Genomic DNA, 24944 nt, shown 5'->3' on the forward strand with positions numbered 1-24944 from the left:
TAGGATTCGAGTCTTCGGTTTCAAGGGGAAACAAACAGGATGATGTCCAAACGACTGTGGCTGCTGGCGTTGCTGCCGGTATCCGCCGCCATGGCGGCCGACAAGAAACCCGCGCCGCCGCCGGATCCCACCTCCGATCCGTTGATGATCACCGCCGGCTTCCTGACCCACCACCCGGACATGAAGTACCGGCTGCTGGGCATGGAAGCCTTCAAGGCGAAAAAGTACGAGGACGCGATGCGGTTCTTCCGCCGCGCCAGCTTCTACGCCGACAAGCCCTCCCAGGGCATGGTCGCGGAAATGCTGTGGAACGGGCAGGGCGCGCCGCAGGACAAGGCGCTGGCCTACGCCTGGATGGATCTGGCGGCCGAGCGCGGCTACGCCGGTTTCCTCGGCCTGCGCGAACGTTACTGGAGCGCGTTGAGCGAAGCCGAACGCGCGCGCGCGGTCGAGGAAGGGCAGGCCATCTACGCCCGCTTCGGCGACGCCGCCGCCAAGCCGCGCTACGAAACCCAGCTGCGTCGCGGCAGGATGCAGCAGACCGGCAGCCGCACCGGCTTCACCGGCAACGTGCAGATCATCGTTCCGGGTCCCGGCGGTGAGCAGACCATCGACGGCAGCAAGTTCTACGACCCCCGTTACTGGGATGCCAAGAAGTACTGGGCCTACACCGACCAGGTCTGGGCCAAGCCGCGGATCGGCCGGGTGTCGGTGGGCGAGGTGGAACAGGTCGACGAGAATCTGCCCGCCCCCGGCTCGCGGGTGCCGGAAACCGCGCCGCAGGTGGATGCTCCGGAACCGGACGTGCCCGAGGAGCCCACGCCCGTCAATCCCTGACGGGCCAGCCATGCGCGGCAGTAGAATCCGCGCATGGCCAAGCTCTACTTCTACTACTCGGCAATGAATGCCGGGAAGACCACCACGTTGCTGCAGTCCGCCCACAACTACCGGGAGCGGGGCATGCGCGTGCTGATCCTGACCCCGCGCCTGGACGACCGCGCCGGCACCGGCGTGGTCGCCTCGCGGATCGGCCTGAAGGCCAGCGGTACCCCGTTCATGCATGGCACCGATCTGGAAACGCTCATCCGGGCCGATATCACCGCGCACGGCAAGCTGGACTGCGTGCTGGTGGACGAGGCCCAGTTCCTGACCAAACCGCAGGTGTGGCAGCTCAGCGAGGTGGTGGATGCGCTGCGCATCCCGGTGCTCTGCTATGGGCTGCGCACCGACTTCCGCGGCGAACTGTTCGAGGGCAGCCAGTACCTGCTGGCCTGGGCCGACGAGATTTCCGAGATCAAGACCATCTGCCACACCGGCAAGAAAGCGATCATGACCGTGCGCGTGGACGAGGAAGGCCGCGCGGTGCAGGACGGCCCCCAGGTGGAAATCGGCGGCAACGAACGCTACGTCTCGGTGAGCCGCGCCGAGTTCAAGCGGATCGCCCGCGGTGAAAGCCGCATCGAGCCTATGCAGGCGCCGTTGCCGCTGTAGGGCAGGGGTTGCTCGGCTGCCTTGTCCTGAGAAGCCAGAAGCAAATCCCCCTCGGTCCCCCTTCTGCAAAGGGGGAGGCAAAGCCGGTTTCGGGCGTTGAAGTCTCCTGGCTGCTCCCTTTTCCAAAAGGGGAGGCAGCAGTGTTTTCCGGGCGTCGAAGTTTGCTGACTGCCCCCTTTGCCAAAGGGGGCGGGCGCCGAAGGCGACGGGGGATTTGCTCTTGGCGCCAGAAATGAAGCCAACACCTTGCTCCCTTTCAGCGGCGGCAAGGCTTCGCTCCCGGCATCAAATGCACCGCGCCCGAATCCGCGCAATCTCGCGCGGTATGACCCCACCATCCGGTTGCGTGTTGCGCAGTTCGATCAGCAGTGCATCGAGATCCTGGCGGCCCCGCTCGCGCTGGTTCTGTTCGCAGCGTAGTTCGGCGGCGTAGCCGCGTGCGCTCCAGCGCAGCTTTGGAATCTCGCTGCCTTCACCCTTGCGCAGGGCCAAGGCATCCATCCGGCGCAGGGCTTCGCTGATCTGGCCGGTGCGGCCGAGCTGGCGGGCCAGCGACAGTTCGGCGAACAGCGTGCGCGGGTGCTCGGTGCCGTAGCCGATGCGGGTCAGTTTCTCGGCGCGATCGAAATACTCGCCGGCCGCGGCCAGATCGCCCTGGGACGCCAACACCTCGCCGATCATGCGATCGGTCTCGCCGACCAGCGCATGGCTGGCGCCGAACAATTCCGCGCGCAAGCCGCGTGCTTCCTGCAGCGCGGCCAGCGCTTCATCCTCGCGGCCGGCGCTGTGCAGCACCATGCCGTAGTTGTAGAGCCCGCCGGGCAGCTGCTGCCGGCTGTCCGGGCTGCGCCAGACCTTCACCGCGCGCTCGATGTCGGCGATGGCGGTGTCGGTGTCGCCGAGTTCCCAGGCGATGATGCCCAGCGAATTCCAGCTCGAGCCGGTCTCGCGATGGGCAGGGCCGAGCGCGCTGATGGTGCGCTCGTGCAGCTGGCGCATCTGCGCGTCGGCTTCGGTGAAGTGGCCCAGGTCCACCTGCACCGCGCCCATCTGCCGGCGCACCGCCAGGGTCGCCGGGTGGCGATCGCCATGGATGTCGCGGGACAGCGAGAGCGCGCGCTGGTAGTGCATCAGTGCGGTCTGCGAGTCGCCGCGAATGCGATAGAGACTGGCAAGGCTACGTTCGATATCCACCGTCAGCGGATGACGCTGGCCATCGTACTGGCGCAGGTGCACGAGGGCGGCGTTGAACCCGCGGATCGCGCCATCGGCGTTGCCCATGTCGCTTTCCAGTCCGGCGAGGTCGTACAGGCTTTCGGCCACGCCGGTCTGATCGCGCAGGCCGCGGCGGAGCAGCTGCGAGCGCAGGAAGAACTGGCGCGCGGTCTGGCGGTCGGCGACCGCGCGGCGGCAACGTCCATCCTGCGACAGGAAGTCGGCGGCCTGCTGCGGCATCGGAATCTGCAGGCGCGCGATCTCCGGTTCCAGCCGGATCATCGCGTCGATGCACTCGCGCGGGCGTCCCAGCAGGGCCAGCACGCGACCGCGCTGGGTGGTGCTTTCCAGCCGCAGCGCCGGCGCATCGCTGCCGGCCAGCAGGCGCTGTTGCCGATCCAGCAGCGCCAGCGCCTCGCGGTAATCACCCAGGCCGACGCGCAGGCGCGCGATCACGCCCAGCAGTTCGGCGTGCGCCAACGGTTGCCGTGCCAGTTCGCGCTCGCCGCGCCGTTCCCCGGCGACCAGCAGTTCGCGCGCATCGAAGGTGTTGCCGCGCTGCGCGCTGCCGGCGTTGTCGAACAGGCCGATGACGAAGTTCTGCATGGCCTGCGCTCGCGCCGCTTCCCGCACCGCCTGCTGGCTCTGCCACAGGCTGGCGCCGAGCGCGGCGATCAGGATCAGCGCGGTCACGCTGCCGGCGGCCAGCGCCCAGCGATGGCGGGAAATGTACTTGCGTGCGCGATAGCCCAGGCTCTGCGGGCGGGCGTGCACCGGCCGTCCGTCCATGTGCCGGCGCAGATCCAGCGCCAGCGCCTCGACCGAGGGATAGCGCTGCTCCGGCGACTTGGCCAGCGCTTTCAGTGCGATGTTGTCCAGATCGCCGCTCAGCCGCCGGCCGTGCCGCCGGGCGTTGGGACAGTCGGTGCGACCGCCGCCGGTGGTGCGCTGCGCCGCGACCGAAGGCTTGAGCGGCTCCACCGCCAGGATCGCTTCTTCCCATTCGGCGTCGCTCTGCCTACGCAGCCGGTAGGGCTTGGTGCCGGCCAGCAGTTCGTACAGCACCACGCCCAGCGAATAGACGTCGGTCATGGTGGTGACCGGTTCGCCGCGGATCTGCTCGGGTGCGGCGTAGTGCAGGGTGAAGGCGCGGACTTCGGTGCGCGGGTTCAGCGGGGCCGGTTCGCTTTCGTCCAGCAGCTTGGCGATGCCGAAGTCGAGCAGGCGGACGTTGCGATCGGGCGAGACCAGGATGTTGGAAGGCTTGAGATCGCGGTGGACGATCAGGTTGGCATGCGCGTGGCTGACGGCCTCGCAGACCTGCAGGAACAGGCGCAGGCAGTCGTCGACGGACAGGTTGTTGACCTGGCAGTACTCGGTCAGCGGGATGCCTTCGACGTATTCAAGCGCCAGGTAGGGCTGGCTGCCCTGGCTGACGCCGGCATCCAGGAGGCGCGCGATATTGGGATGTTCCAGTCGCGCGAGGATCTCGCGCTCGCGGGTGAAGCGCAGGCGCAGGTTGGGATCGGCGAAGCCGGGACGCAGCAGCTTCAGGGCGACCCGGCGCTGGTACAGGCCGTCGGCCCGGGAGGCCAGCCAGACCATGCCCATGCCGCCTTCGCCCAGCAGATCCTCCAGCCGGTAGGGACCGATGAGCATGCCGGGCTGGAGTCCGCTCTGCGGCTTGTCCAGCAGCGGCGCCTCCATGAAGCCGTCGCTGTCATCTTCCAGTTCGAGCAGCTTCTCCAGCTCGGCGGCGACCTCCGGATCCTCGGCGCGCAATGCGTCCAGTCGGTGCGCGCGCGCGTCCGGCGCCAGTTCCAGCAGGACATCCAGCAGCGGGGAAAGCTGTTTCCAGCGTTCGACGTCCACGATGGAGCGCCGTGATCAGGGTTCCTGCATCGACGACAGCAGGAACATCCGCGCCTTTTGCCAGTCGCGGCGGATGCTGCGTTCGGAGCGCTGCAGGAGCTCGGCGATTTCCAGTTCCGACAGGCCGGCGAAGTAGCGAAGCTCCACCACTTTGGCCAGGCGTTCGTCCGCCTGCGCCAGCTGGTCCAGCGCGGCGTTCAGCGCCAGCAGATCCTCGTCGAGCTTCAGGTTGCCCTCGACTTCCTCGGGAATGTCGGCGACCCGCTTGAGGTCGCCGCCGCGCTTGCGCGCCAGGCGGCTGCGGGCGTAGTCCACCACCACGCTGCGCATGGAGGAGGCGGCATAGGCGAAGAAATGCGCGCGGTCCTCGAACTTGGCCGTGCCGGTGGAACCGATCAGCTTGAGGTAGGACTCATGGACCAGGGCGGTGGCGTCCAGGGTATAGCCGTGCTGGCCGGACAGCTGGCGCCGGGCCATGGTGTGCAGTTCCTGGTAGAGCGTGGCCAGCACCCGATCCAGCGCGGCGCGATCGCCGTTCCGGGCCGAATCCAGCCAGATGGTGATGTCTGAAGCGTCCGCCATGTGCTTTCCCCACAAGTCAGGCGGCGAATATAGCCCCAAACGTGAGTAAAGGCATTCGGGAGAAGGTCTCTGTCACTTCTGGCAGTGGCCGCACCACACCGTGGTGCGCTGGCCGATGCTGGCTTCCTTCATCGGCCGCCGGCAGCGCGGGCAGGGTTCGCCGCCGCGTCCGTAGGCCGACAGTTCCTGCTCGAAGTAGCCGGGCGCGCCGTCCGGACTGATGAAGTCGCGCAGGGTGGTGCCGCCGCGGGTGATGGCGTAACCGAGGATCCGTTTCACCGCCTCGGCCAGGGCAACATAGCGCTCGCGCGAGACCTTGCCGGCGGCGCGCAGTGGCGAGATCCCGGCCAGGAACAGGCTCTCGGCGGCGTAGATGTTGCCCACCCCCACCACCACGGCCTGGTCCATCAGGAAGGTTTTCACCGGCGCCTTGCGGCCCCGGCTGAGCTCGAACAGGTAGTCGCCGTCGAATTCGTCCGACAGCGGCTCCGGCCCCAGGGCCTGCAACAGCGGATGGATCTCCCCGGCCGGCTGCCACAGCAGGCAGCCGAACCGGCGCGGATCGTTGAAGCGCAGCACCCGCTGCTGCCCGCGCGGTCCCTCCACCGCGATGTCGACGTGATCATGCGCGCGCACCGGGGTGTCCACCGGCAGCACCCGCAGGCTGCCGGACATGCCCAGGTGCAGCAGCGCGCTGCCACCCTCCACGTCCATCAACAGGTACTTGGCGCGCCGGCGAACCGCCGCGATCCGCTGGCCGGGCAGGTCGCGCGCGATTTCCGGCGGAATCGGCCAGCGCAGATCCGGCCGACGCAGGGTCACGGCCTGGATGCGCCGGCCCTCCAGGTGCGGGGCCAGGCCACGGCGGGTGGTTTCGACTTCGGGCAGTTCGGGCATGGCGGGGCCGTGGGAACCGGGAGCAGGATGCGATGAAATCCAGATGGGGGCGTGGCGGCCGGCGGCAAGGTCCGCGTCAGGATCACTCCAGTCCCAGCACGAAGCGACCGCCCTCCCGCCGCACCTGCAGCGGACCGCCGTAGGCGGCGGAGAGATTGTCCGAGGTGAGGACGTCTTCGGGGACGCCATCGGCCATCACGTCGCCGGCGCGCAGCAGGATCACGCGCTGGAACTCCGGGACGATTTCCTCCAGATGGTGGGTGACCAGCACCAGGGTGATGCCCTGGCGCGCCAGATCGCGCAGCAGTTCCAGGAAGTGGCGCTGGGCGATCAGGTCCAGGCCGGCGGTGGGTTCGTCCAGCAGCAGGGCTTCGGGCTGGTGCACCAGTGCACGGGCGATCAGCACGCGGCGCATTTCGCCGGTGGACAGTTCGGCGACTTCGCGATCGGCCAGGGCGGTGGCCTCGACCGTGGCCAGGGCGCGGCGGGCCTGCGCGCGCATCTGCGCGTCCACCTCGCAATGGGGCGGGATGACGAAACTGGAGAAGAAGCCGGTGATGACCGCGTCCTCCACCCGCAGGTGCGGCATGTCCTGCAGGTTGCGGGTCAGATCGCTGGTGACCACGCCCAGCCGGGTGCGCAGTTCGGCCACGTTCCAGCGGCGCAGGCCGAACACCTTCACCGGGGCCTGGCCTTCGCGGGCGAGCGGATACAGCTCGCGGTTGATCAGCTTTATGAAGGTGGACTTGCCGCAGCCGTTGGGGCCGAGGATGACGGTGTGCTGGCCGAGTGGGATGCTCAGGGTCAGCTCGCGCAGGACGCGGACCGAGCCGCGGATGACGGTGGCGCGGTCGAGTTCGAACAGGGGCGCGGCCGGCGGGGTGGCGTCAGGGGCTAGGGACATCGGCGGGGGCTGTGTGGAGGGAGCGGAAGCGGGATAGACTCGGCGCCAGTCCAGGGAGGGAACCGACCATGCGCCGCATCCGCCTCGCCGTGCTGCTGCTCTGTCTTGCGATGGTTACCCCCGCGTTCGCGCAGTCGCCGGCCATCGGCGATCCGGCGCCGACCGTGCTCGGCAAGGGACGTGACGGAAAGATAGTCGATCTGGCCGGGCACCGGGACAAGGTGGTGATCGTGACCTTCTGGGCATCCTGGTGCGGCTACTGCCTGAAGGAGCTGCCGGTGCTGGACGCGCTGCAGAAGAAGGTCGACCCCCAATGGCTGCAGATCATCGCGGTGAATGTCGAGGATCCTCCGGCGACCTATCGGCAGATGATGCGGCAGATGCGGGACTACAGCCTGCTGCAGGCGCGCGACCACAATGGTGATATCGCGCGCACCTACGGTGTGAAGGCTTACCCGAATCTGTGGGTCATCGACCCCCAGGGCCGCATCGCGAGCCATCACGTGGGTTACGGCGAGGACTCGCTGCAGGCGATCGTCGACGAAATCAAGCGGGTGCTGACCGAGGAAATGCAACGCCGGCAAGCGGCCACGGCCGCAGCGCCGCCGGCCACCTGAACAACATTCGGCGGCGTCGGGTGAAATCGTCACGTGCAGGCCGCATGATGCGCTGACGGCGCCGGATTCCTCCGGTGCCGGAGCCTCCCGGAGCATCCCTTCATGTCCGATTCGCTGCTGCAGTTCCTGACCGGAGGCCTGTTGGGCCTGGGCTGGTGGGAGCTGCTGATCGTGCTGCTGGTGTTCACCCAGCTGACCATCTTCTCGGTGACCCTGTACCTGCATCGCAGCCAGGCGCACCGGGGCGTGGATTTCCATCCGGTGCTGAACCACTTCTTCCGGTTCTGGACCTGGCTGACCACCTCGATGATCACCAAGGAGTGGGTGGCCATCCATCGCAAGCACCATGCGAAGGTGGAGACGGAAGAGGATCCGCACAGCCCGCAGACCAAGGGCATCGGCAACGTGTTCTGGCGCGGGGTGGAGCTGTACCGCGAAGCACGCTGGCAGCGCGCGGACATCGAGCAGTACGGCAAGGGCGCGCCGGACGACTGGATCGAGCGTCGTCTCTATACGCGGTACGCCACCGGAGGCCCGGTTCTCCTGCTGTTCGTGAACGCGGCGCTGTTCGGCCTGCCCGGCGTCGCCCTGTGGGCGATCCAGATGGCCTGGATTCCGTTCTGGGCGGCGGGCGTGATCAATGGCCTCGGCCACTGGTGGGGCTACCGCAATTTCGAATCTTCCGACACCTCGACCAACCTGACCCCGTGGGGCGTATGGGTGGGCGGCGAGGAACTGCACAACAACCATCACGCGTTCCCCAGTTCGGCGCGCTTCTCGATGCGGCGCTGGGAAGTGGACATCGGCTGGATCGTGATTAAGGGGCTGGAAAAGATCCGGCTGGCCAAAGTGCTGCGGGTCGCGCCGACCCTGGACATCCGCCCGAACATCGCGGTACCGGACGCCGATACGCTCAGGGCGCTGCTGTCGCATCGTTTCCAGGCCATGACCGACTACCAACGCAACGTGCTCAAGCCGGCGCTGAAGGAAGAGGCCGCCCAGGCTGGCGCCAAGCTGCGGGCGTTGCTGCCGCGCAAGCTGCGTCGTGGCCTGGTCGACGATGGCCGCTGGCTCAAGCCCGACGCGCGTGAACAATTGCGCAGCTGGGTATCGCAGCGGCCGCGGATCAGTGCCCTGGTCGAACATCGCGCGCGCCTGGCGGCATTGCTGGAGGCCCGCAGCCACGACGCGGCCGAACGGCTCAAAGCCCTGCAGGCCTGGTGCCATGAGGCCGAGGCCAGCGGCATCCGCGCATTGCAGGAATACTCCGCGCGCCTGAAGGGATATGCGTTGGCGCATTGAGGTTTGCGGCGAAGAGCAAATCCCCCTCGGTCCCCCTTCTCCGAAGGGGGAGGCAAAGCGGGCTTCAAGGGATATACGCGGGCGCGATGAAGTTTGAGGCAAAGCAGGCTTCGGTGTTGCCCAACGTCGAAACGCCGATCAAGAGGCGTGGCGAGCTCTTGCTCCCTTTGCAAAAGGGGGCGGGCGCCGGAGGCGACGGGGGATTGGCGCGGGTTGCCTGGGACGGGCGCGCGTGCTCGGCGCCCAGACAAATCCCGCCCTACAATCCGCCAATGACGCGTTCCCTGCCCGCATGGATGTTGCTGGCCCTGCCGCTGCTCGCCGTGGCTCAGGTCAACGGCACGAGTGACTATCTGCAACGGATGGACGCCGATCGTGACGGCCGGATCAGCCAGGTGGAGTTCCTGGACTGGATGAGCTATGCGTTCGACGCGCGTGATCGCAACCGGGATGGCGTGCTGTCCGCCGACGAGTTGCCGGGCGGCAAGGGGGCCGCCATCACCCGCGCAACCCATCGCGAGCGATTGGCGGCCACCTTCCGCAAGCAGGACCGGAATGGCGACGGCTACCTGGATGCGCGGGAGCTGGCCGCTCCCCCGCAATAGACCGCATCCCGGCAATCCCGGAATGCGTGACCACCTCAGCCGCCGGACAGCAGCCGGCGCGCCAGGCGCTCACTGCCGGTCAGTTCGGCCAGATGATGCAGTTGATTGTTCTCGTAGGCCTGGTTGAAGGTCGCCACGTCGATGGCCAGGACCTTGCGGAAAGCCTGGATCGCCGTCTGGCCCTTGGCCGACGCGATGCGCTCGCCGTGGAGCGCGATCAGATCCATCATCGCCAGCGGATAGCGGACCGGAAGCCCGATGCGCACATGCACGTTGCCGATGGAAAGGCGCTTGATCGCATAGGCATCGTCGTATTCGCCGCAGAAGACTTCCACGAACCAGTTGGCCAGGGTCGTGGCCAGGCGTTCCTTGTCGCTGATGAACTCACGGGTCATCTCGTGCGACAGCAGGCGCTCGTAGAACTCGGCGACCAGGGTCGGCGCCGCTTCGCGGGCCGCCGGCTGAAGGTCCTTCAGCAGGGCGCATTCTTCGGGTGACAGGGTGATCAGTCCGCGCAGTTCGCGCACGATCGCCGCATCCTTGACGCTCCAGCTCTTGCGTTCATCGTTCATGGGCATCGGTTCCTTACAGGATGGTGGCGAGCTGGCCGATCACGTCGGCGGCTTCCAGTTCGATCAGGCCGACATTGGTGTCGGCGGGTGCGACCAGTGCCAGGCATGCCTTGCCACCGACCATGTAGATGAAGATGCGGCCTTCCGCGGCCACCAGCTGGATGCCACGCAGTGCTCCGGTGGTCAGCGTTTCGGTGATGCGCCGGCCCACGCCCAGGGCGGTGGCGGCCATCGCGGCGACCCGCGCGGAATCGATGCCGGGATCGTTGACCGACTGGCTGACCGGCATACCGTCGAAGGTGCACAGGAAACTGCCCTTCATGCCGGGAATGGCGCGCGTCAACGCGTCGAGCCTGGCTTGCATCTGTTCTTGCTTGCTCATGGTGTGTCCTCGTGGAAAACAGGGGGTAGAAAGCCGTCCGCAGGCGCCTACACGCGCTGCAACAGCTGGTGGATGGCATGGCGTGCGTCGGCCGCGTCACGCGGATTGAGCGCGAGTACCTGCTGCTCGGGGACGCCGAAGTAGGTGGCCACCTCGGCCACGCTCCAGCCGTCGGTGGCGAGATCGGAGCGGGTGAGGCCGATGATGAATTCCACCGGCTGGCGGCTGATCACGAATTCCAGGATCCGCCGCGCCTGCGGAAATTCGTTGGGCGCGTCGCAGGCCACCAGCACGATCAGGCCCAGCGCGCCTTCGCTGAGGATGTCCCACATGTAGTCGAAGCGGGTCTGCCCGGGCGTCCCGAACAGGTGCAGCACGTAGTCGCCCAATCCGATCTGGCCGAAATCCAGGGCCACGGTCGTATGGGTCTTGCCGATCTGCTCGCTGCTGATTTCCTCCGTGCTGACCACTTCGGTCTCGGAAACGGCGCGGATGAAGGTGGTCTTGCCGGCGCCGACCGGGCCGGAGATAACGATCTTGAGTGGGGTCATCGTGTGAAGAAGCTGGCGATGCGCTGCCCGAGGGAGCGGCGTTGCTTGCGTTGTGTCGGATCCAATCGATCCACGTGTGCCTGCATCGGCCAGACCTTCTTGACCTGGCGCAGGCGTTGCAGGTTTCGGCGCGTCCCCTCGAGCGGGAATCCCAACTGCTGAGAGATCCGCTCGGCGCTGGCGCCTTCCGTGAGCAAAGGTTCCGAGACTTCAAGGAAGTCCGCCAGGTCCGGCGACAGTTCCACCTGCCTGCCCTTGATCACGAGGAATACGGTCTTGGGATGGGGCAGATCGCGCTCGTCCAGCGGTACCGCACCACGGCCCTCCAGCAGTTCGTCCATCCGCAGGAACGAGCGTCCCGCGTCCACGGCTTCCTGTGTCTCGAAGCGGAATTCGCCGCTTCCCTGCGCGAACATGCGCAGCAGCAGCTGTCCTTCGGTGCGGGATTCAATGGGCCGTTCCATGGTCATGCGGGTGATGCTGGTGCCGGCGATATCCAGGCGAAGAACCTGGCCATCCTGCTGATCCACCGTCAACACGCCATGCTTGCCGCCGACCACCGTCAGGATGTCGCGCAGCGAGAAGTCGCTCAGGTTTCCATAGATGGCCATGGGATCCTCGGTTGCCGGGGAAGGCGGGACGCCCGGCGGATGCAGGGCGGGCGGGTTTCTGGGAAGGTCCGATCAGGATAGAAAGGCGCCGGCGCGCGGGAAATCGGACGATTCCTAAAAGAAGGCCCTATTCCACGCGCGCAAAAAAAAAGCCGGCCCCTCGGGGCCGGCGTCGGATTGGCCGGAATGCGTCCGGCCGGCGCGGAGGGAGCGCGCTTATCGGGTGATGTCCACGTCCTTGGTCTCGCGCAGGAACAGCGCGCCGATGATCAAGGTCATCACCGCCACGCCGATCGGATACCACAGGCCGTAGTACATGTTGCCGGTGCCGGCGACCAGGGCGAACGAGATGGCCGGCAGGAAGCCGCCGAACCAGCCGTTGCCGATGTGGTAGGGCAGCGACATCGAGGTGTAGCGGATGCGGGTGGGGAACAGTTCCACCAGGTAGGCGGCGATCGGGCCGTAGACCATGGTCACGTAAATCACCAGCACCCACAGCAGGAACAGCGTCATCGGGATGTTGATGCGTGCCGGATCCGCCTTCTCGGGATAGCCGGCGGAGGTCAACGCGCCCTTCAGCGCGGCGCCCAGTTCGGTACCCTTGGCCTTGGCCTCGTCCTTGGACAGCCCGGCGGCTTCGTAGGATTCGACGCGGTTGCCGCCGACCTCGACATGCGCCAGCGAGCCGGGCGCGGCCGACTGCACGGTGTAGGGCACGCCGGCCTTGGTCAGGGCGGCGGTCGCGACGTCGCAGGAGCTGGTGAACTTGCGCACGCCGGCCGGATCGAACTGGAAGCTGCAGGTCGCCGGATCGGCCACCACCACCGCCGGCGAGTTCGTGCGGGCTTCTTCCACGCCGGGATTGGCGAAGTGGGTCAGGCCCTTGAAGATCGGGAAGTAGGTCAGCGCGGCCAGCAGGCAGCCGGCCAGGATGATCTTCTTGCGGCCGATGCGATCGGACAGCCAGCCGAAGAACACGAAGAACGGCGTGGCCAGCGCCAGCGCGCCGGCGATCAGCAGGTTGGCGGTGGTGCCGTCGACCTTGAGCGCCTGGGTCAGGAAGAACAGCGAGTAGAACTGGCCGCCGTACCAGACCACGGCCTGGCCAGCGGTGGCGCCCAGCAGGACCAGCAGCATCAGCTTGAAATTGCCGCCCTTCAGGCTGTCGCGGAACGGCTGCTTGGAACCCTTGCCTTCGGACTTCATCTGCTGGAACAGCGGCGACTCGCTCAGTTGCATGCGGATCCACACCGACACGCCCAGCAGCACGATCGAGACCAGGAACGGAATGCGCCAACCCCAGGCCTCGAACTCCTCGGTGCCCAGCGACAGGCGGCAGCCCAGGATCACCAGCAGCGACAGGAACAGGCCGAGCGTGGCGGTGGTCTGGATGAAGCTGGTGTACAGGCCGCGCTTGCCGTTGGGGGCATGTTCGGCCACGTAGGTCGCCGCGCCACCGTACTCGCCACCCAAGGCCAGGCCCTGCAGCAGGCGCAGGACGATCAGGATGATGGGCGCGGCCACGCCGATGCTGGCGTAGTTGGGCAGGACACCGACGATGAAGGTCGACAGGCCCATGATCACGATGGTGACCAGGAAGGTGTACTTGCGGCCGATGCGGTCACCCAGGCTGCCGAAGAACGCCGCGCCGAACGGGCGCACCGCGAAGCCGGCGGCGAAGGCCAGCAACGCGAAGATGAAGCCGGTGGTCTCGTTGACGCCGCTGAAGAACTGCTTGGCGATGATCGCGGCCAGCGATCCGTACAGATAGAAGTCGTACCACTCGAAGACGGTACCCAGGCTGGATGCGAAGATGACTTTCTTGTGGCCGCCGGTGAGTTCACCGGACGGCGAGTGCTTGAGCGTGGTCGCGTTCATTCCTCTCCCCTCAGAACGAGTATTTGACGTGGGTGTGCAGGCGCTTCAGATCGCCCTCGCGGTCATCCTCGAGCGAGCGCTGGCCGAAGATGAGTTCCGCGCCGATGTCCAGCTTCGGGAACGGCGAATAGATGACGTTGGCGTGCATCGACTGGGTGCGTTCGGTGACGCCCCATCCAGTGAGCGAGACGTCGTTGTCGAAGTGCGAGGCCGAGTACATCAGGTTGGTGCGGACCTTCGGACTGAACACGTGGCGCCAGGCCACGAAGCCGCCGTATCCGTCCAGCGCGCTGATGTCGCCGTCGGCTTCGGTGACCACGTCGCTGCCGACGCCGAAGGCCAGGTAGCGGCCGATGCCCTGGCCGGCGTTGACCGCATAGCGGATGTCGTCGTTCTTGCCCAGGTTGAACTTGCCGGAAACGCTGAGCGCGGCGCCGGTGTCGGTTTCGTCGGCGACCTTGAACTGGCGCAGCAGCGCGGCCACGGTGAAGTGGCCCCAGTCGCCCTTGGTCAGCCAGCGGGCGGTGAAGTCGGGCGCGGCGTTGTCTCCGCTGTTGAAGCGCGCACCGGCCAGGTACGGCGTGACCGTGGTCTGCGGGTTCTCGATCGAGAACGACCACGGACCCTTGGTGTAGCGCAGCTGGGCCTGGCGGACGAAGATGGTGCCGTCGGTGGGACCGACGAAGTCGACCGCGTCCGGCAGCGCGCCGGCGTCCATGAAGTTGGACCAGGTCTGGCCGGCCAGCCAGTTGTTCCAGGTGACATAGGCGTGGCGCAGGGTCACCGCGTAGGTGTTGGTCGCGGTCTCGTTGCCGGCCAGCGCATTGCTGCCGCCGCCGAAGAAGTCGGCTTCGATGTAGCCCTTGAACTTGTCGCCGTTGTCGGTGACGTGATCGGCGCTGAGCCAGAAGCGCGAGAACTGGGCGTGGAAATCGGCATAGGGGTCGCCGCCGTCGGCGTTCGCACCCGCGACCGGGATCGTGCTGGGCACGTAGAACAGGCGGCCGGACGAACCGTCGGCGATGCGGCCGTCGCTGGTGTCGGTCACCATCGCATCCATCTTGATGAAACCGCCGTAGGAGAAGGCGGTGCCCGGGTTGGCCGCGGTCATGATGGTGGTGCCCTGGATCGGCTGCTTGCCGGCCGGCAGGGCGGGCTTGGCCGCCTGCGCGGCCTGGACCTGGGTGACCTGTTCCTGGGTGCTGCTGATCTGGGTCTGCTGTTGCTGCTGCGCCGACAGCAGCAGTTGCACCTGCCGCTCCAGTTCGGCCACGCGGGCCTCCAGCGCCTTTTCCTTCGCCGTCTGCGCGAAGGCCAGGCCCGGCGCGATGCAGGCGACGAACAACGCGGTGGCCAGCGGCCGCCGTGCCATCGTTGCGAAACGTGTGGTCATAACCCCTCCCGGTTTGGACGCATGCCGTGGTCGGCACGTGCCGGGCAGACTTGCGCCGATGGCTCCGCCGCGCCTATTCGCCATTGGTCGAATGGCTCCGGGAACCGGAGAAAACGCCTTGAAAAAAGCCTCGGCGCCCGATCCCGCGCAGTGGTATCCGGCTGGAATTACGACCAAGGTCTAACAGGGTTGCTGCGATGCCGCATGGCCGGATGCGGCAAACTCGGTGCATCGCCCGTCCCGCGGAGCGTTGCCGGCGCTCGCGGTGTGATGGGCATTCTTGTCAGAATCGCATCCTCAGACTTTCGTTCCGCTGTCCCCGGGAGGGCCCCCATGAGCGACATCTACCCCGTCAAGCCAGAATTCGCCGCCAAGGCACGCATCGACCATGCCGCCTACCAGCGCGACTACCAGGCCTCCATCGATGATCCGGACCGGTTCTGGGCCAAGGTCGCCGAGCGGCTGGACTGGTTCAGGAAGCCGACCCGGATCAAGGACGTCAATTTCCAGCTGGACGGTTTCCACATCCGCTGGTTCGAGGACGGCGAACTCAATGCCAGCGTCAACTGCCTGGACCGCCAGCTGGCCACCCGTGGCGACAAGACCGCGTTGCTGTTCGAAGCGGACAGTCCGGATCAGCCGACCCGCCGCGTCACCTACCGCGAACTGTACGAACGCACCTGCAAGCTGGCCAATGCCCTGCGCAACCTGGGCGTGAAGAAGGGTGACCGGGTCACCATCTACCTGCCGATGATCCCGGACGCGGCGGTGGCGATGCTCGCCTGCGCGCGCATCGGCGCGATCCACTCGGTGGTGTTCGGCGGTTTCGCCCCCAATTCGATCGCCGACCGCGTCGCCGACTGCGGCAGCAAGCTGATCATCACCGCCGACGAGGGCCTGCGCGGGGGCAAGAAGGTGCCGCTGAAGGCGAATGTCGACGCGGCGCTGAAGCTGCCGGGCACCAATTCGGTCGAAACGGTGCTGGTGGTGCGCCACACCGGCGGCGCGGTGGACATGCAGATGCCGCGGGACCGCTGGTTCGACGCGGTGGTCGACGATCAGCCGGCCGAGTGCGAGCCCGAGCGCATGAACGCCGAGGACCCGCTGTTCATCCTCTACACCTCCGGTTCCACCGGCAAGCCCAAGGGCGTGCTGCACACCACCGGCGGCTACCTGCTGTACGCGGCCTACACCCATGAGGCCGTGTTCGACCTGCGCGAGGACGACATCTACTGGTGCACCGCCGACGTGGGCTGGGTGACCGGCCACAGCTACATCGTATACGGACCACTGGCCAACGGCGCAACCTCGGTGATGTTCGAGGGCGTGCCGAACTATCCGAGCGTGTCGCGCTTCTGGGAAGTCATCGACAAGCACCAGGTCACCATCTTCTACACCGCGCCCACCGCCATCCGCGCGCTGATGCGCGAGGGCGAGGCACCGGTGAAGAAGACCGCCCGCACCTCGCTGCGCCTGCTCGGCAGCGTCGGCGAACCGATCAACCCGGAGGCCTGGCGCTGGTACTACGACGTGGTCGGCGATGGCCGCTGCCCGATCGTGGACACCTGGTGGCAGACCGAGACCGGTGGGATCATGATCAGCCCGCTGGCCGGCGCCATCGACCAGAAGCCGGGCTCGGCCACGCTGCCGTTCTTCGGCGTGCGGCCGGCGCTGGTGGATGCCAACGGTGAAATCCTGGAAGGTGCCACCGAGGGCAATCTGGTCCTGCTGGATTCCTGGCCGGGCCAGATGCGCACGGTCTATGGCGATCACCAGCGCTTCATCGACACCTATTTCCGCACGTATCCGGGCACCTACTTCACCGGCGACGGTTGCCGCCGCGACACCGACGGTTATTACTGGATCACCGGCCGCGTCGACGACGTCATCAACGTCAGCGGCCACCGCATCGGCACCGCCGAGGTGGAAAGCGCGCTGGTGCTGCATCCCAAGGTCGCCGAAGCGGCGGTGGTGGGATTCCCGCACGACATCAAGGGCCAGGGGATCTACGCCTACGTGACCCTCAAGGCCGGCGAGGTTCCCAGCGACGATCTGCAGAAGGAACTGGTGCTGTGGGTGCGCAAGGAAATCGGCCCCATCGCCGCGCCGGATCACCTGCAGTGGGCGCCGGGCCTGCCGAAGACCCGCTCGGGCAAGATCATGCGCCGCATCCTGCGCAAGATCGCCGAGAACGCGCCGGACCAATTGGGCGATACCTCGACCCTGGCGGATCCGGGCGTGGTCGATTCGCTGGTCGCGGAGCGGAAGGTGAAGTGAGCATGGCGGGGACGAGCAAATCCCCCCCGGCCCCCCTTTTTCAAAGGGGGGAGCACGCTGGGTTGTTCCGGATGGTATTGCTCGCCGACGTGCCGGTGCTGTCCGCCGAAAAAGAAGAACGGCCATCCAACACGGATATGGCCGAAGCATGCAAATCCCCCCGAGCTCCCCTTTTTAAAAGGGGGGAGCACGCTGGGTTGTTCCGGATGGTATTGCTCACCGACGTGCCGGTGCTGTCCGCCGAAAAGGAAGAACGGTCATCCAACACGGATATGGCCGAAGCATGCAAATCCCCCCGAGCTCCCCTTTTTAAAAGGGGGGAGCACGCTGGGTTGTTCCGGATGGCGTCGCTCGCCGACGTGCCGGTGCTGTCCGCCGAAAAGGAAGAACGGTCATCCAACACGGATATGGCCGAAGCATGCAAATCCCCCCCGGCCCCCCTTTTTCAAAGGGGGGGGCACGCTGGGTTGTTCCGGATGGCGTCGCTCGCCGACGTGCCGGCGCTGTCCGCCGAAAAGGAAGAACGGTCATCCAACACGGATATGGCCGAAGCAGTCCCCCCTTTGAAAAAGGGGGGCTGGGGGGATTTACCCCTGACGCTCGCGAATCGCCCGCAGAAGCACTTCCAGCACCGCCGCCGTTTCCAGCAGCACCTGCCGATCATCGAACCGCAGCACCCGCAGTCCCTGGCTGGCCAGGAACGCATCGCGAAGCCTGTCGCGCGCCCGTCCTTCCACGGTGAAATGCTGGCCGCCGTCCAGCTCGATCACCAGGTCCACGGCCGGCCCATAGAAATCCACGATGTAACGTCCGATGGGTTTTTGCCGATAGAACTGGACGCCATCAAGTTGCTTTCTCCTCAGGTATTGCCACAGCCGGTGCTCGGCATCGGTCATGTCGCGGCGCAGCCGACGCGCGTAGGGTTTGAGATGTCGCTGGTAGGGAAGCATCCCGCGAGTGAATCCCCCCTGCCCCCCTTTTCCAAAGGGGGGAAAAGCTCGATTCCACGTAAGGGAAGTCCGCTGTCGCCAGCAAGCTGTTCCGGAAAACGTACACGACGACTGCACGGCACTGCCACCGAAGGCATCCGCATTTCGAACAGCGCCGCCATCGAAGGCATCCACTTTTCGAAGAGCGTTGCCACCGAAGGAATCCCCCCTTTGAAAAAGGGGGGCAGGGGGGATTTGCCTTCACGCAGGAGAACCCCATGACCACCCTGCTGATTGCCGATGACCATCCATTGTTCCGCGAGGCCTTGCGCGCCGCGGTGCAGCGGGTGCTGCCGGGTGTGCGGCTGCACGAGGCCGACAGCGTGGACGCGCTGTACGCGCTGGTGGATGCGCATGCGGACGCGGATCTGCTGCTGATGGATCTCAACATGCCCGGCGCGCAGGGATTCAGCGCGCTGGTGCATGTGCGCGCGCTGCATCCGCAGTTGCCGGTGGTGATCGTGTCCGCGCGCGAGGAACCCACGGTCATGCGGCGCGCGCTGGATCATGGTGCGCTGGGTTTCATTCCCAAATCCGCCGATTCCGACACCATCGGCGAGGCCATCGGCACGGTGCTGGAGGGCGAGCGCTGGGCGCCGGTCGAGGCGATGAACGCGCCCGCGATCGGCCGCGACGAGCACGAGATCGCCCAGCGCCTGCGGGATCTCACCCCGCAGCAGTTCCGGGTGCTGCAGATGCTCGGCGTGGGCCGGCTCAACAAGCAGATCGCCTACGACCTGGGCGTGTCCGAAGCGACCATCAAGGCGCACGTCACCGCGATCCTGCGCAAGCTCGGCGTCACCAACCGCACCCAGGCGGTGCTGATGGCCGGCCGCCTCGCGGTGGACCCGGACGGCGTCGTGCCGCCGCCCGAGGAAGACTGAGGTCCCTCAGCGCTTCAGGCCCAGCACCAGCACGCCCGCGGCCACCAGCAGCATTCCCAGCCCGTCGCGCGGCGTGGGGCGTTCGCCCAGGAACCACCATGCGAACACCAGCACCAGCAGGAGGCTGGCCTTGTCGACCGGCGCGACCTGCGAGGCGTCGCCCAGTTGCAGGGCGCGGAAGTAGCACAACCAGGACGCGCCGGCCGCCAGCCCGGACAGCACCAGGAATGTCCAGGTGCGGGCGGGAATCGTCGTCGGGTCGGCCCACTTTCCGGTGGCGGCGATGAACACCGACAGCGCCGCCATCACCACCGCCGTGCGGATCCAGGTCGCCATGTCCGAGTCGATGCGCTGGACGCCGACCTTGGCGAAGATCGCGGTGAGCGCGGCGAACGCCGCCGAGGCCAGGGCCCATCCGAACCAGCCCGGTACGTGACCAGGATTCATCGTGATCCTCCTCCGCCGGAGCGGTGCGGACGCACTGAGCGCCGGATCAGTTTTCCACGGCGCGGCGGCAACGCGCAAAGAGATCGCGATCCCGGTCGTACAGGCCCGTGCGCACGTCCAACAGGCCCAGCACTGACGGGAACAGGTTGTCCTGGCTGGCGGGCTCGGCCGCCTCGCGGCGCAGGCAGGCGGTATCCAGCGAAGTACTGGCCGCGAAGCCCGGCGACAGCCACATCACCATCGGCACGCGGGTCTGTTCCTCCGGGGCGATCGCATAGGGCACCCCGTGCAGATAGAGCCCCTTTTCGCCAAGCGATTCGCCATGGTCGGACAGGTAGATCATGGCGGTGTCGTAGTCGGGATTGCGGCCCAGCTGGCCGATCAGCCTGGCGAGGACGTGATCGGTGTAGCCCAGGGCGTTGTCGTAGGCATTGACGATGGCCTGGCGATCGCAACTGCCCAGGTCGCCCGATTCGCACACCGGCGTGTAGCGGCGGAAGCTGGCCGGATACCGTTCGAAGTAGTTGGGGCCGTGGTTGCCCAGCTGATGCAGCACGACCACCCGATCGCCGGGACCTGACGGTATCGCCGCTTCCAGGCCGCGCAGCAGGATTTCATCCAGGCAGCGCTGGCCGTTGCACAGTTCGGGATCCTTCGCGTCGTCCAGCTGTTGCATCGCCAGGCCTTCGCAGACGCCCTTGCAGCCGGACTGGTTGTCGCGCCACAGGGTGCGGACGCCGGCATGCTCCAGCACGTGCAGCAGCGACTGGTGATCCCGGATCTTCTTCTGGTCGTAGTCGTGGCGGCCATACGGCGAGAACATGCACGGCAGCGACACTTCGGTGCTGCTGCCGCAGGCGGTCACCGCGGGGAAATTGATCACTTCCATGCGCGACAGTTCCGGCGTGGTCTGGCGGGCGTAGCCGTCCAGGCCCCAGTTCTGCGCGCGCGCGGTCTCGCCCACCACCAGCACCAGCAGGCGCGGTCGCCGTCCCGTGGCCTGCGGCAACTGGCGGGCGTCCTGGCCGATCGGCGTCTTGGCCGGACGGCTGCCGGGCGGCGAGGCGGTCACCACCCGCGCCAGCGAGACCAGGTAGTTGGCGGGGGTCACCAGGTAGCGCACTTCGCGACGATTGCGGATCAGCGAGGACAGATCCTGGAACGACAGCATCGCCGCGCCGGCGAAGGCCAGCACCAGGATGGCCAGGAAACCGGCTCGCACCGCCAGCGCGCGCCGCCATGGACGTTCGCGCAGCTGCACGCGCCAGAGCAGCGCGATCGGCAGGCCCGCGAACAGGATCGGCACCAGCAGGCGCCAGCCGAGCAGTTCGCTGGACTCCTTGCGGTCGGTATGCAGGATGTTGCGCAGCATGTCCGAATCCAGGTACACGCCGTAGCTGCCCATGTAGTAGGTGGCGATGGCGGTGACCAGGATCAGCGCGGCGAGCACGGGGCGCGCGTAGCGGCGGTGGATAAGCAGGCCCAGCAGCAGCGCGTGCACGGCGGTGATGATCACGAACAGCGCCGCGGCCAGTTTCCATTGCACCGCCGGCGCGACGATCACGTTGCGCCAGAATTCGCCGTTGCTGAACATGCTGAAGTACAGGCTCACCCCCAGCAACAACGTTTCGCTGGCGATGACCGGGCGTTGCCTGAGCCACAGCGGGGTGGCCGAGCGGGCGTTGCGGCGCAGGCCGGCTTCCAGCGGGCTGGCGCTCACCGCTCGCCCCGCGGCAGCAGGCCGGGTGCGGACAGGACCGTCTGGGAGCGGGCGGCCGGGGCCCGGCGCGGAACCAGCAGCCAGGCGTACAGCAGCAGGGCGATCGACCAGCAGACCGCCAGCGTCCACAGGTCATGCGAGAGGAAATGGGCGCCGCGCAGCTGCTGGGCGAATCCGAACAGCAGGCCGACCGCCAGGCCGGTGCCCAGTCCCAGCCAGCGCAGGCGCGGCCGGGTGGCCAGGAAGAAGAAGTACAGCGCGACCCAGGCATAGCCGGCGCTGGCGTGCCCGGCGGGGAAGCAGGATGCGCGCGGCAGCAGTGCCGGGCGCGCGGTGAACAGATCGATGAACGGCCGGCTGCCGCCATAGCGCGCCATGTCCCACGGACAGTCCATGTCCGTCCACAGCTTCAGCGTGCCGACCGCCGCGGTGGACAGCGCGGTGGCCAGCAGCAGGAAGAACAGCGGGCGCCGCCACGCCTTCAGGCGCGGAAACGAGCCGCTGGCGATCAGCAGCAGCGCCACGCAATACCAACCCAGCGTACTCAGGCGCTTGCCCATCACGTGGACCAGGTGCTGGGTGATGAAACCCTGCTGCAGCGACCAGCGGTGGCCTTCCCACGCGTACAGCCGGTCGGCCAGCCAGAGATCGCCGCGCAGCGGAATCAGCAGCACGGTGGCGAACACGAACGCCAGCAGCGGCCAGCCGGCGTGGCGGGCGAGGAAATCCCGATCGAAGGCAAGCGGGGAACGGGCGGCGTGAAGCGACGACGGTAGCTGTGGTGCGGCGTAGGACATCGGATGCGGTCATTCCCGGCCCCTGTGCCGGTATGCCGCGCATGCTGGTGTCGCCGCTGTCGGAGAGCCGTCGGAACCAGGTTCGCTGCGGGTTAACCCGGATGCCCGCCGAAGGCATCCTTCAGCCGCCGTTGCATTTCCCGGTCACGCGCAGGGGGCCCGCGCACATGGGAGAATCACCCGCGTTCCGACCGGATTCCGACACCGGAAGGCTCAGCGTGGCGGCCCGCCGGCAGCCCGCACCGGCAACAAGAGGACGGAAACCCGCATGCGGCTGCTCGTGATCGAAGACAACCGGAGCCTGGTGGCGAACCTGTTCGATTACTTCGAAGCGCGTGGCCATGACCTGGATGCCGCGCCGGACGGCGTGACCGGCCTGCACCTGGCCACCACGCAGGGCTACGACGCGATCATCCTGGACTGGATGCTGCCGCGCATGGATGGCCGCGAAGTGCTGCGCCGCCTGCGCGAAACCCACGGCAGCGACGTACCGGTGATCATGCTCACCGCCCGCGACGAGCTGCCCGACAAGATTGCCGGCTTCCGCGCCGGCGCCGACGATTACCTGACCAAACCCTTCGAGTTGCCGGAACTGGAAGTGCGGTTGGAGGCGGTGCTGGCGCGTGCCGGCGGGCGCGGACGCAGCCGCCTGCTGCAGGTGGCGGATCTGAAATTGGACCTCTCGACGCTGGAAGCCAGCCGGGCCGGCCAGCCGCTGCATCTCTACCCGGCCTGCCGCAAGCTGCTGGAGGTGCTGATGCAGGCCAGCCCCGGCGCGGTGACCCGGGATCGCCTGGAGTACGCGCTGTGGGGCGACAGCCCACCCGATGGCGACATGCTGCGCTCGCACGTCTACGAACTGCGCCGCAGCGTCGACGGCCCATTTCCGGTCAAGTTGATCCAGACCCTGCCCCGGGTGGGCTATCGCCTGGCGGTACCTGAGGAACATCACGATGGCCACTAGGAATGGTCTGCGCCGGCGCATCCTCACCTGGCTGCTGGTCTATGTCTCGCTGCTCTCGGTGGCGATCTTCGTCGGCGGCCTGATCGTCAACGAGGAAGCAGAACGCATGGTCTGGGAATCCCTGCTGCGCGCCGAACTCCATCACTACCAGGATCGCCTGGCGGCGGATCCCGCCTATCGCTGGACCGACACCGACGACATGACCCTGTACCGCTGGGACGACGCGCCGCCGCCGCCCAAGGTGCTGCGCGTGCTACCGCCGGGCCTGCACGATGACCTGTGGGTGGAAGGCAAGTTGCGGGTGGTGATGGTGCAGGACCTGCCGGGGGGACGCGTCGCGCTAGCGCTGGACATCACCGAGTTCGAGGGGCTGGAGGAGACCATCAGCAGCGGCATCGTGGTCGGCATGTTCGCCGCGGTGATCCTGCTGGGCCTGCTGTTGGCCTGGGGCCTGGGTCGCGCGATCCGTCCGCTCAGCGTGATGGCGGGCGACATCGGCCGGCTGCAGCCCGAGCGCGGGCGACAGCGCATCGAGGTGGAGCCCAGGGCCAGCGACGAGTTGCGGGTAATCGCCGACGCCTTCAACGACTACCTCAACCGCAGCGAGCGCTTCGTCGAGCGTGAACGCGCCTTCATCAACAGCGCCAGCCACGAACTGCGCACGCCGATCGCGGTGATCGGCGGCGCCGCGCGGCTGGCGCATGACCAGGGCGGCATGCCCGCGGCCGCCCGCGAGCAGATGCAGCGCATCCTGCGCAGCGTCCGCCAGATCGAACAGCTGATCTCGCTGCTGCTGATCCTGGCCAAGGATCCCGAGCGGCTGGCGGCGGTCAGCGATACCGTTTCGCTGGACGAACTGCTGCCGGAAATCGTCGAGGATCACCGCCATCTCACCCACGGCAAGGATCTGGCGCTGCACACCGGGACACTGCCCGCCGTCCGGATAACCGCGCCGCTGGCGATCGTGCAGGCCGCGATCGGCAATCTGCTGCGCAACGCGATCGAGAACAGCGACCGTGGCGTGATCGACATCCGGCTGGACTCCGACGCCACCGTGACCATTGCCGATCCCGGGCATGGCATGGGCCCGGAAGAGATCAGCCGCATCTACGCGCAACTGGCGCGCGGCGAGGGACGCGACGGCGGCGGCATCGGCCTGGATCTGATCGCGCGCCTGTGCGAGCACCTGGGCTGGCGCCTGGACATCGATTCGGCGCCCGAACGCGGCACGCTCGCGCGCTTGCATTTCCACCCGTAGGCTGGCGCGGCGCATTCGTCGCCGCGCGTGGCGTTGTCGCGATTCACTCCGATTCCGGGCACGGGCGACTTCGGACCGGGGCTTTCTCCATCAGGAGAAAGTGAGCGGATTCTCGCGACTTATGTTGTCATCCGCATAACTTTGAAGGCGAGCGCCTTCTTCTGCGCTGCCTGACTGGTTAGCATCGGCCGCCACAGACGCGTCGACTCCGATGCATCGACGGGCCCGCATGACGGGCCACACCATTCCCCATGCATGCAGGAGGACGCCGATGCGATCGGTCCACGTCCATGAGGTTCGTCCGCGCCGGATGCCGGCCGCGGGATTCAGCCTGATCGAGTTGATGATCGTGGTCGGGGTGATTGCCATCCTGGCCGCCATCGCCTATCCCAACTACCAACGCCACATCGTCAAGACACGGCGCACCGCCGCAGCCGCCTGCCTGCATGAGCGCGCCCAGCAGCTGGAGCGCTTCCATACCCTGCACCTGTCCTACCTGGACACGTCCGGCAAGCCGCCGGATCTGGTCCAGTGCGACGCCGACGTGGCCCAGCACTATCGGTTGAGCCTGTCCGGCGTCGAGGCGCGCAAGTTCAGCCTCCAGGCGACGCCGCAAGGCGCGCAGGCGGCGGCGGATACCCGTTGCGGCACGCTCGCGATCAACCAGTTGGGTATCCGGAGCGTGAGCGGAACCGCCACGGACACGCCGGAGGAATGCTGGTGACGCCACGCCGGC

Annotated in this window: 24 protein-coding genes; 10 read left to right on the forward strand and 14 right to left on the reverse strand. The window is 67.1% G+C overall.

Annotated features, from left to right (window positions below; all coding sequences use genetic code 11):
• The first annotated feature begins 42 nt into the window (after positions 1-42).
• Positions 43-837 (forward strand): SEL1-like repeat protein, encoded by a 795-nt coding sequence (locus AC3DE2_RS10110; protein ID WP_295377520.1) that lies wholly within the window; start codon positions 43-45, stop codon positions 835-837.
• 33 nt (positions 838-870) lie between these two features.
• Complete coding sequence (locus AC3DE2_RS10115) at positions 871-1491, forward strand: thymidine kinase (RefSeq protein WP_295377517.1); 621 nt, start codon at positions 871-873, stop codon at positions 1489-1491.
• A gap of 285 nt (positions 1492-1776) precedes the next feature.
• Here the strand turns inward: AC3DE2_RS10115 and AC3DE2_RS10120 are convergent, their stop codons facing one another.
• The 4 genes from AC3DE2_RS10120 to AC3DE2_RS10135 form a co-directional block, all read right to left on the reverse strand.
• The gene (locus tag AC3DE2_RS10120; protein ID WP_488426061.1) at positions 1777-4578 is read right to left on the reverse strand and encodes a serine/threonine protein kinase; all 2802 of its coding nucleotides are present in this window, start codon (positions 4576-4578) and stop codon (positions 1777-1779) included.
• 15 nt (positions 4579-4593) lie between these two features.
• Positions 4594-5160 (reverse strand): ECF-type sigma factor, encoded by a 567-nt coding sequence (locus tag AC3DE2_RS10125; protein ID WP_295375474.1) that lies wholly within the window; start codon positions 5158-5160, stop codon positions 4594-4596.
• Between the two features lie 72 nt (positions 5161-5232).
• Entirely contained in the window at positions 5233-6057 is an 825-nt protein-coding gene (gene mutM / locus AC3DE2_RS10130) for a bifunctional DNA-formamidopyrimidine glycosylase/DNA-(apurinic or apyrimidinic site) lyase (RefSeq protein ID WP_488426062.1), read from the reverse strand.
• Between the two features lie 82 nt (positions 6058-6139).
• Positions 6140-6961, reverse strand: coding sequence for an ABC transporter ATP-binding protein (locus tag AC3DE2_RS10135; protein ID WP_295375470.1), 822 nt, complete (start codon positions 6959-6961; stop codon positions 6140-6142).
• A gap of 68 nt (positions 6962-7029) precedes the next feature.
• On the opposite strand from AC3DE2_RS10135, the gene AC3DE2_RS10140 reads away from it, so the two are divergent.
• From AC3DE2_RS10140 to AC3DE2_RS10150, 3 genes are all read left to right on the forward strand, one after another.
• On the forward strand, positions 7030-7578 hold the full coding sequence (locus AC3DE2_RS10140) for a TlpA disulfide reductase family protein (RefSeq protein WP_295375468.1): 549 nt from the start codon (positions 7030-7032) through the stop codon (positions 7576-7578).
• A gap of 102 nt (positions 7579-7680) precedes the next feature.
• On the forward strand, positions 7681-8880 hold the full coding sequence (locus tag AC3DE2_RS10145; RefSeq protein ID WP_295375466.1) for a DesA family fatty acid desaturase: 1200 nt from the start codon (positions 7681-7683) through the stop codon (positions 8878-8880).
• Between the two features lie 272 nt (positions 8881-9152).
• Entirely contained in the window at positions 9153-9485 is a 333-nt protein-coding gene (locus AC3DE2_RS10150) for an EF-hand domain-containing protein (protein WP_488426063.1), read from the forward strand.
• 35 nt (positions 9486-9520) lie between these two features.
• Here the strand turns inward: AC3DE2_RS10150 and AC3DE2_RS10155 are convergent, their stop codons facing one another.
• From AC3DE2_RS10155 to AC3DE2_RS10180, 6 genes are all read right to left on the reverse strand, one after another.
• Entirely contained in the window at positions 9521-10057 is a 537-nt protein-coding gene (locus AC3DE2_RS10155) for a protoglobin domain-containing protein (RefSeq protein ID WP_488426065.1), read from the reverse strand.
• 13 nt (positions 10058-10070) lie between these two features.
• Positions 10071-10439, reverse strand: coding sequence for a roadblock/LC7 domain-containing protein (locus tag AC3DE2_RS10160; RefSeq protein ID WP_488426066.1), 369 nt, complete (start codon positions 10437-10439; stop codon positions 10071-10073).
• 47 nt (positions 10440-10486) lie between these two features.
• Entirely contained in the window at positions 10487-10990 is a 504-nt protein-coding gene (locus AC3DE2_RS10165; RefSeq protein WP_488426067.1) for a GTP-binding protein, read from the reverse strand.
• Positions 10987-11601, reverse strand: coding sequence for a DUF4388 domain-containing protein (locus AC3DE2_RS10170; protein WP_488426068.1), 615 nt, complete (start codon positions 11599-11601; stop codon positions 10987-10989). Before AC3DE2_RS10170 ends, AC3DE2_RS10165 begins: the two co-directional genes overlap by 4 nt.
• Positions 11602-11817: 216 nt before the next feature.
• Positions 11818-13479: an MFS transporter gene (locus tag AC3DE2_RS10175; RefSeq protein ID WP_488426069.1), complete on the reverse strand. Its 1662-nt coding sequence runs from the start codon at positions 13477-13479 to the stop codon at positions 11818-11820.
• A gap of 10 nt (positions 13480-13489) precedes the next feature.
• Complete coding sequence (locus AC3DE2_RS10180; RefSeq protein WP_295383406.1) at positions 13490-14872, reverse strand: DcaP family trimeric outer membrane transporter; 1383 nt, start codon at positions 14870-14872, stop codon at positions 13490-13492.
• A gap of 333 nt (positions 14873-15205) precedes the next feature.
• Here AC3DE2_RS10180 and acs point away from each other — a divergent pair, with 333 nt between their 5' ends.
• Entirely contained in the window at positions 15206-17149 is a 1944-nt protein-coding gene (acs, locus tag AC3DE2_RS10185; RefSeq protein WP_488426070.1) for an acetate--CoA ligase, read from the forward strand.
• Between the two features lie 587 nt (positions 17150-17736).
• Here acs and AC3DE2_RS10190 read toward each other — a convergent pair.
• A complete protein-coding gene (locus AC3DE2_RS10190; protein WP_488426071.1) occupies positions 17737-18099 on the reverse strand; it encodes an endonuclease domain-containing protein in 363 nt (120 codons plus the stop codon).
• Between the two features lie 257 nt (positions 18100-18356).
• On the opposite strand from AC3DE2_RS10190, the gene AC3DE2_RS10195 reads away from it, so the two are divergent.
• The gene (locus AC3DE2_RS10195) at positions 18357-19022 is read left to right on the forward strand and encodes a response regulator transcription factor (RefSeq protein ID WP_295378614.1); all 666 of its coding nucleotides are present in this window, start codon (positions 18357-18359) and stop codon (positions 19020-19022) included.
• A 6-nt stretch (positions 19023-19028) separates the two neighbouring features.
• On the opposite strand, the gene AC3DE2_RS10200 is transcribed toward AC3DE2_RS10195, so the two are convergent.
• From AC3DE2_RS10200 to AC3DE2_RS10210, 3 genes are read right to left on the reverse strand one after another with little or no spacing between them, the layout of a single operon-like run.
• Positions 19029-19469, reverse strand: coding sequence for an EamA family transporter (locus AC3DE2_RS10200; protein WP_295378616.1), 441 nt, complete (start codon positions 19467-19469; stop codon positions 19029-19031).
• A 46-nt stretch (positions 19470-19515) separates the two neighbouring features.
• The gene (locus AC3DE2_RS10205) at positions 19516-21189 is read right to left on the reverse strand and encodes a phosphoethanolamine transferase (RefSeq protein ID WP_488426072.1); all 1674 of its coding nucleotides are present in this window, start codon (positions 21187-21189) and stop codon (positions 19516-19518) included.
• Positions 21186-21986, reverse strand: a complete 801-nt coding sequence (locus AC3DE2_RS10210) for a phosphatase PAP2 family protein (protein ID WP_488426073.1) — start codon at positions 21984-21986, stop codon at positions 21186-21188. The genes AC3DE2_RS10205 and AC3DE2_RS10210 overlap by 4 nt, the downstream gene beginning before the upstream one ends.
• Positions 21987-22254: 268 nt before the next feature.
• Here AC3DE2_RS10210 and AC3DE2_RS10215 point away from each other — a divergent pair, with 268 nt between their 5' ends.
• The 3 genes from AC3DE2_RS10215 (at position 22255) to AC3DE2_RS10225 (ending at position 24932) form a co-directional block, all read left to right on the forward strand.
• A complete protein-coding gene (locus tag AC3DE2_RS10215) occupies positions 22255-22950 on the forward strand; it encodes a response regulator transcription factor (protein WP_295378621.1) in 696 nt (231 codons plus the stop codon).
• A complete protein-coding gene (locus AC3DE2_RS10220) occupies positions 22940-24208 on the forward strand; it encodes a sensor histidine kinase (protein WP_488426074.1) in 1269 nt (422 codons plus the stop codon). Before AC3DE2_RS10215 ends, AC3DE2_RS10220 begins: the two co-directional genes overlap by 11 nt.
• A 271-nt stretch (positions 24209-24479) precedes the next feature.
• Positions 24480-24932, forward strand: a complete 453-nt coding sequence (locus AC3DE2_RS10225) for a type IV pilin protein (protein ID WP_488426075.1) — start codon at positions 24480-24482, stop codon at positions 24930-24932.
• The last annotated feature ends 12 nt before the right edge of the window (positions 24933-24944 follow it).

This window comes from Pseudoxanthomonas sp. 68-E7, assembly GCF_057773145.1.